At 44.4% G+C, this 3,354-nt stretch carries 2 protein-coding genes; both read right to left on the reverse strand.

Annotation, left to right across the window (positions count from 1 at the left end; all coding sequences use genetic code 11):
* Positions 1 to 157: 157 nt before the first annotated feature.
* Positions 158 to 2,122, reverse strand: coding sequence for a choline BCCT transporter BetT (locus FTU72_RS15990; protein WP_180053113.1), 1,965 nt, complete (start codon positions 2,120 to 2,122; stop codon positions 158 to 160).
* Between the two features lie 179 nt (positions 2,123 to 2,301).
* Positions 2,302 to 3,018 (reverse strand): ion channel, encoded by a 717-nt coding sequence (locus FTU72_RS15995; RefSeq protein ID WP_159123809.1) that lies wholly within the window; start codon positions 3,016 to 3,018, stop codon positions 2,302 to 2,304.
* Positions 3,019 to 3,354 lie beyond the last annotated feature (336 nt).

A 3,354-nucleotide genomic window follows, 5' to 3' on the forward strand; every position in this document is an offset into this window, starting at 1 on the left:
CATGAAATACGGTATTCTGATGTGACAAAACCTGAATCCTGGTCGTTAAAGTGTTTGTTTGCACTCATATTTTAACTGTTAGGACTCAGGTTTTTTTATTTAAAGCAAACTATGGGACAGCAGTGGCATCAGCGTCCTTTTTTATTGGATCAAATATCTATTCCGGAGAACGGACCAGACTTAAAAAATGCAAATGGCGTTCATATTGGTCAATGATGTCCTGGATCAAATCTTCCTGAGTCCATTCCATCACATCATAATTTTGCCCCCCTTCCCTTAAAAAGACTTCTGCCTGATAAGACTGCGGAGAATCCGCATCCGGCATAAAGCTCGGTGCCAGAGTCTGGGTAGCAATGACCTGATAAATAAAGTTCATTTCATTCTGATGATCGACACGTAACTCGATCCCATCTTCCAGTTTAAAGATTTTCACCTGGATGTGACGACGTTTCAGTTCAGCCTGAAAACTGTTAAAAGCTTTGCTGACCATCTTATCAATATAATCACGTACTTCATCATGCGTATGCGGATAATGCATAATTAAACCGAGTCGCTGTTGCCAGCTACGCGGGTTCTGAATGGCCCGTGGGGTAATACGCGCAGCTTGTAGCGCATGCATTTTCGTTACATCCAGATGCAGGGCCTTAATCAGTCCCCAGCAAATCAGCAGCATAATGAATGTGAACGGTAAGGCACTCATAATCGTAGCCGACTGCAGGGCTTCCAGCCCGCCTGCCAGTAACAGAATGATGGCCAATAAAGCCATTAACACGGTCCAGAACAGACGCTGCCAAGTCGGTGAATTCTCGGTTTTCGCCGTGAGATAATCCGTGACTAATGATCCAGAATCTGCTGAAGTGACAAAGAACAGGATAACCAATACCGTAGCAATAATACTGGTGACTGAATTAAATGGCAGATTACCTAAAAATTCGAACAATGCTACAGAGGAGTCACGTTGTACTGCCTCAAGCAGATTAGTATTGGCTTCATGCATGATACTGAATAATGCAGCATTGCCCATAAAGCCCATCCAGATCAGGGTAAATCCGGTAGGAATCAGTAGAACCCCAACAATGAACTCACGGATACTGCGGCCTTCGGATACTCGGGCAATAAACATCCCGACAAATGGCGACCAGGAAATCCACCAGGCCCAATACATAATGGTCCAGCCACCAATCCAGCCACTAGGCTGATAGGCATACAGATTAAAGGTCATACTGAACAGGTTTGCAACATACTGGCCAGAATTCTGGATAGTGGTCTGCAGAAGATAGATGCTTGGACCGGTAACAAAAACAAAGATGAGTAGCAGTAAGGCAAGCAGCAGATTCAGTTCAGCTAGGCGTTTGATGCCCTTATCCAAACCAAAAAATACGGACATTGATGCCATTACAGTGACGGCAATAATCAAAATGACCTGAGTACTGGGGGTCTGCTCAACTCCAAATAGGTAATTCAGACCCGAATTAATCTGAGTCACCCCAAAACCTAAAGTTGTCGCAACCCCAAATACTGTCCCTAAGGTGGCAAAAGTATCTACCCCGTCTCCGATCGGGCCATGAATCCGGTTACCGATCAATGGATATAAGGCAGAGCGAACTTTTAAAGGCAGGTTATGTCGATACGCAAAATAGGCCAATGACAGACCCACAATGGTGTAAATCGCCCAGGCATGCAGGCCCCAGTGGAAGAAGGTCACGCGAATAGCTTGCTGCGCGGCCAGTACAGTTTCTGGTTCACCAGCAGGCGGTGTGACATAATGCATAACCGGTTCTGCAACACCGAAAAACATCAGGCCGATCCCCATGCCTGCGGTAAACAGCATGGCAAACCAGGATGCCTGGCTGTATTTTGGCTGACTATGGTCGGGCCCGAGTTTAATTTTCCCCATATCGGACAGGGCAATATAAATCAGGACAATCAGGAAGATCGCCACGGAGAGGACATAAAACCAGCTAAATGAAGTGGTAATCCACGCATTCATTTGCTTGGTCAACAGGTCGAATGAATCAGGTGCCAGTATTACCAGTCCCAAAAAAATGGCGATAATCACCACTGTACTAATAAAGACATTCGGATTGATATTGGCAAACCAGGATGAAGGTTTGGAAGGCATAGATCCCCCATTTTTTTAATAGATTGAATGCCGGGAGGCTTGAATCATTATTGATAAGTAAAAACATTCTGATCGAGAGAATTACGATCAAAGATACGTTTTGGACCTTAAGATTTTAAAATATTCAGGAAAATAAAGCCGTTAAGTTACTGTAACCAAGCTATGCAGCTCTGTACGTTCTATTCCTCAGGCTTTCTATGCTTATGTTGTATATGAGTCTGTTTAGGAAGATGAGAAATATACTGTAAGGCAATCAGACGCGAGACTATTAAGGCCAGATACATTACCCCGACAAACATCTGGATAATGGCCAGCATCCGTGCGACCGGACTGACCGGCATCACATCAGATAATCCTGTAGCAGACTGCACACTAAAGCTCAGAAAGAGCAGATCCAGCCACGGCTGATAAGCTTTTAGATCTGGGTCCGAAAAGCTGTAAGGTACCCATAACTGGCAAATGCTATAGAGAAAAGCAAAGCCCCAAGCCAGCAATGTGAAAACTGCTCCCGCTGCAAATAGTTCGTCTTTGGTCAGATAACGGTCATGAAACATATAACGTAACAGGCCATACGCTGCACTGAAGTAGGCACTGGCTTCAAACAGATGCGCGACGATCATGATCCAGGTATAGCGCAGCCCCAACACAATTAATGACGAAAAGAAGATGGCCCCTGCGACAAAGATGAGTCCCAGAATGGTAAACATCGGAGTCTGACGAATTACCTTGGCAATCACCAGCAAGACCACCACCCCCAGCATCCATGTACCCGCGCGATAAGAAACGCTGTCATAACTCAGCATCGACAGAATCAGAATCAGTAACTGCAGACATAGCAGCCAGGCAGAAGGCAGATACTTAAAATGGGTCCAGAATCGTAGCAGGGAGTGCTTCATGAGATTTGTCTTGATGTCCTGTCGAGCATCATTATTGTTATCGCTGGCTTAACATAGCATGATCTAGCTGATGGTTAGAAACAGGATTGTATAAAAATCATTGAAATCTCAGTTAAAAATAGCTGTATTTAATTTTAGATAACCTATCCCAAAGTATTTCATTGGGTAGCTCAGGTATTTTATCGCTATAAAAAAAGCCCCCATCAGGATAATGCCAGTCAGTTAAGAAATTGACTGGCATTTTCTTGGGTATTTCAGTGGTTTACCTTTCACAACTCTTGGGCAACTTCTAACCCTCCTCTCAGGCAAAACATACCTCCTAGATTTCTCCAGTAA

The sequence above is a fragment of the Acinetobacter sp. YH12137 genome (assembly GCF_013418535.1).
Classification (GTDB): Bacteria; Pseudomonadota; Gammaproteobacteria; order Pseudomonadales; family Moraxellaceae; genus Acinetobacter.

Coding starts and splice junctions, on each gene's coding strand:
- FTU72_RS15990 (WP_180053113.1), bottom strand. CDS start 2,122: ATGCCTTCCAAACCTTCATCCTGGTTTGCCAATATCAATCCGAATGTC.
- FTU72_RS15995 (WP_159123809.1), bottom strand. CDS start 3,018: ATGAAGCACTCCCTGCTACGATTCTGGACCCATTTTAAGTATCTGCCT.